4 protein-coding genes and 1 pseudogene are annotated in these 4,326 nt (G+C 41.7%); 3 read left to right on the plus strand and 2 right to left on the minus strand.

Translation table 11 applies throughout. The features are described 5' to 3' along the window. Positions 1–273 (plus strand): hypothetical protein (locus H5300_RS28180; protein WP_259397951.1); only part of this gene is annotated, 273 nt, incomplete at its 5' end. An 86-nt stretch (positions 274–359) separates the two neighbouring features. Further along, positions 360–980 carry a hypothetical protein gene (locus H5300_RS25650; RefSeq protein ID WP_259397952.1) on the plus strand — a complete coding sequence of 207 codons (621 nt, stop codon included), beginning with the start codon at positions 360–362 and terminating at the stop codon, positions 978–980. Between the two features lie 304 nt (positions 981–1,284). Here the strand turns inward: H5300_RS25650 and H5300_RS25655 are convergent, their stop codons facing one another. Continuing rightward, the gene (locus H5300_RS25655) at positions 1,285–2,790 is read right to left on the minus strand and encodes a hypothetical protein (protein ID WP_182797255.1); all 1,506 of its coding nucleotides are present in this window, start codon (positions 2,788–2,790) and stop codon (positions 1,285–1,287) included. A 394-nt stretch (positions 2,791–3,184) separates the two neighbouring features. Beyond that, positions 3,185–3,922: a conjugal transfer protein TraN gene (traN, locus tag H5300_RS25660; protein WP_182797256.1), complete on the minus strand. Its 738-nt coding sequence runs from the start codon at positions 3,920–3,922 to the stop codon at positions 3,185–3,187. 136 nt (positions 3,923–4,058) lie between these two features. Here traN and H5300_RS25665 point away from each other — a divergent pair. After that, positions 4,059–4,326: pseudogene (locus H5300_RS25665) on the plus strand (transposase); the annotation flags it as partial.

Genomic DNA, 4,326 nt, shown 5'->3' on the forward strand with positions numbered 1-4,326 from the left:
GGCATGTTTATTAATGCGGGTTTGTCGCCAGTGCTCAAAGTCAGCAGTGGCCTGAATCAGGTTTTTCTGGTTTTGCATGGTGCCTTCCTTATGTTGGATAAGCACTTAGTAAACCAGAGCTGGCGAGTTAAGTTGAGCTATGCTGCCGTAAGCTCACAGTTTGTCCTGCGAACGCTTAAAGCTGTTGACACCCAGCGTTTCCAAAAAAGTTTACCAAAAGTTTTGAGTCATATGTTGGTACAACTCTGGAAGAGTCCAATTTCACTTATATAACAGAAGATGATATCAATGAAACCTATAAGCAGCATAATCGCCAAGGAAAAGTTATTGATTTTCTACATCAAAACAATGGTTCTTCTGTGTTTATTGATGCGAAAGGAGTTGAGCCAAAAGAAAAGTTGCTAGTGACCGACTCACCACGAATGATCAAAGATAAGCTGAGAGACAATCTATTGAGTGGCGTTACGCAAGGCAGTCACTGTGCTCAAATATTGGGCGATATAGCCTATGAAGGTCTAGCACCTTATGAAAACCGATACTCAATAGTGGTTACACATCAAGATTTTTACTGTGGAAGTGGTTCTAAGTTAGTTCAATATCTCGGTGGAGAGCTATCACATAAAGTAACTGAAGCTAGTAATGGGCAATTTCCTATTGAAAACATACATTTTTTCAGCATTGCTGATTTTGAAGGAATGGTAGCGGTGTGCTCTGAGGCGGGAAAGGACATTGCGGAATTTCTTGATTTTTGTACTGAGCAGGAAAAAAAACCAGCAACTCAAACTTTCGATATGCGGCAACGGATAGAAGCATTTGCAACTATGCATAATCTTGAAAATGCATCACCTATTGGTACTCAATTACTTCTATCTGATGTAGATAAATTACTGGGCACATTAAGCGAAAAATTCACTCACTCAAGAAAGCATTGGGGTAATGAACTCAAAACGATTCCCCAATTCTATCAAGCTATTTCGTAGTTGGAACAAGCTCTAAAATCTTGATTTAAGAACAACAGTTAGAACGCCTATTGAGGCGTTTTTTCTTTCTTGGTGAAATAATGGGTTTTCTATCAAAGTTGTAGTGGCACTGAGTTTGGTCACGTAATTAGATTAGAAAAAGTTAGTCAAATGATGCTTTGATGATATCTGTGTTGAATCGGTCGAAACAAGGAATGGGGCAGATTCGTTTCAGCTGAACGGTCGGCACGGAATCGGACACTTCTCCGTTACCGTTTTTACTAATTTAGCTCATGACGAATTATTAAGAAGTGTGGCAAAACCTCTAATCGAGAGGCCAACTTACCCAGTGAGGGTAGGCTTTAGAGGGGGTTTGAGGAATATGAATTTGTAACTCATGCCCACTAATTGATGCGTAGAAATCCGCGTATTCTTGATCGTTTCTCAGTTTGCTCATTAGCAAGAAGCTAACAAAGCTGAGTTCTGGTAAGAGTGCATTGCTCGAAGATACTTTTCGAGAGACAAGCGATGACAAGTTTTCTAGGCACGCTTCAATATAGTCCGAACTGAAATCGCTTATATTCGGCTTTGGCATGTTGTCGTAAAAGGCCTTAAGTTGCCAATCATCATAGTCTTTGATTGGGTCTTTCGGAAAGTGAATCGCTAATCCATCATCTTTCACTTTATTCAGAAATTCAAGGTATGCTTCGTAAGTGCCAAGTTCAGTTTCGTTTAAAAACTTAACAAACTTTCCCTTGTTCATAATCAAGTCTTTCTCTAGTTCGCGAGTAGAAAGTAAGGACTCAAAAATATCGAGTTTTGAAATTATATCTTCAGGATATTCATCATCAAACTCTTCTTCACCTTCGATCTCACTTAATTTCGCTTGCTCTAATATCTCTTTCCAAGTTACACCGTATATATGCTCAGGTGCTTCAGGCAAATCAAGTGCGATTACAGCTCCCCAAAGGTTTTCATCGAACCATTCTATATAGTCTTTTTGAGATTCAATTTTTCTCTCAATGCAAACTTCAATGAACTCATCAAGTAAGCAGTAATCTCGCTCATCCATAGAATCTGGCATTTGATTCACACTGAGCTCTTGTGACTCCTTCAAAATATCGCTCCAGTCTTTTTTGTAAAACATTGTCGGTTTATCAGGTAAGAGATATTTTTTAAGGTTTTCGTAGTGTTCTTCCAACCAAGATTCGTATTGCAATAATGACTGAATGTTTTGATAGTTTATGATCTGTAGAAACTTAGAATAACTGCACTTTTCCTCTATGTGGTCGTCTTCAGTGTCTTCACTATTGATATTGTCATGAGCTAAGAGGCCACCACCGGTTCTATTTGCAATCAACTGTCCTAAAGTTGCTTCATAGCAATCAACCTCGAGAGCAAGTATTGACTGTGCCTCTTCATTTAGCTCATCAAACCGAACTAGACCAAAGCCAATTCGATCTAACATGTTGTTGAACTTTTGGTCTGCCTCGGCAAGGTATTCTGCGTCCCAATTGAAGCCATTTCGAAATTCGTTTATTAGATCCTTCTTGTATCTTCTTAATAAGCGTTCTTTGAGGGTGAAAAAACGGTCATTGAATAGTGGGAGCAAGTCATTTGTGAGAAGTTGATTACACTCCATGCATGACACGACTAAGATGAGGTCAATATCTTTTCTTGTCGCATACAGTTGAGCAGTGGTTAGTGCAGGAACGTGGTCAATGGATAAATCCACATCCGTACCACAATATTGGCAGACTTCAGCTTCCAATACAGGATATTTCTTAGTGTAAAGTTGGTGATAGATAGCATGCGCTTGTTTTCGATTCACTGGAATGTTCTCTGTACAAAAGTAGCTAATAGAAGATAGTGTTAAGCCCCCGAAATACTAGACATTACACGGATAAGAAAAAGTAGGTCAAACTGCCACGTTGTGATTTGTGAGATTGAACATCGTTGGCACGAAAAGGGGCATTTTCGATTTAGAAATGGCAGCGTATCGACTGCGATCGCTGCCATTTTAGTATGATACTTTAATACCTGACTCTTATACACAAATCAACCGTCTAGGATCGACTTTAACACCAATATGAGAGATCATAAGTTACCACCTGACTTGAACCGCTATACAACCATGCTTCCAATGATCCACAACACCACCGATTGGGCTAACTCTATGTTCGGTAACGCCCAGATAGGCGATAACCTTATCCAAATCTTCAATTTTAAGACCGCCACAATTTGGGTTTTTTAGCTGAACCCCAACGCAAGTTCATTTGTGGCTGCATGTATATTTGCTCCATCATGATTCTGGATAATGGACTATCAAACACACAATAAGACTCGCGTTTTTCAATACACGCCCCTAGCACTTCCGACTTGCAGTAAGACCCAAGGTAGTGAGTCGATAACAAATCACGCTTCATTGCCAAGTCCATTTCTTCTTCCTCACACGCCCATATGATGTTAACCAACAAGTTAAACACGACATACGCTAGGTAGGCGTAGTAAACATACATTAACGCTGCGCCAGCACTTGCCATCCCTGCGGATGGTGCAATGGCTCCTGTTGTAGCATTCTGTGTAAAAAACATTGCCGCCACATCAGGACCAAATGTGCTCGCTAAAAAGTCATTGGTATACGTCATGATCGCTTGACCAAAGGTATGCATCATACCTTTCCCTGCTTCTTCACCAACCGCAGTCGTTGCCGTCCCCGTTGCGGCATCTGCACCACTAGACCACAACCCTGAAACAGACTCCCAAGCCGAGTTTGCTACGTTGCTTGCGCCTTCCTCTAACATGCTCCATGCGCCGCTGTAGCCGTCAATGCCAAAAACCTGTCCAGTGAGACCATCCATAGTGAGTACTGTTCTCGTTAAACTGATGTAATCTGCAAGCGTCACGGCGACAGGGTTCTTGCAGCAATTTTGCATACCGCCTACCGCTATCTTGCACTCCATAGCATCTGACTTGAAAAGTTCACATGAAACATTCTCTGTCCCTGCACCGCCCGTTGGTGGTACGGATGTTGTAGTAAAACTTCGACCCGTTGGGGCTGCTGCCCCACTTTCTGAGCTGAAATTTGAAAATTGCGGCGCAGCCAAAATCTTCTTAGGATGGGCAAAGCAACTCGATATCGATATTGGCGTGTTCTGTGCACTCATACCTACGGGAGAAAGCTGAATTGGAATGTGCACATCCACTTATCTGTCACCCGCGGGGGCTTATGCAAGAGGACAGGTCTATGGAAGCCCATTTTCTTTAAAGCTAAGACCACTGAGAAGTGTTGGCGTACCGCCATCACTCAACTTCTCAGCTCCAATTACTCAGAGTTAGACTTGAGTGGAGAGGACTGCCCTTTCAT

The sequence above is a fragment of the Vibrio sp. SG41-7 genome, assembly GCF_014164465.1.
Classification (GTDB): Bacteria; Pseudomonadota; Gammaproteobacteria; order Enterobacterales; family Vibrionaceae; genus Vibrio; species Vibrio splendidus.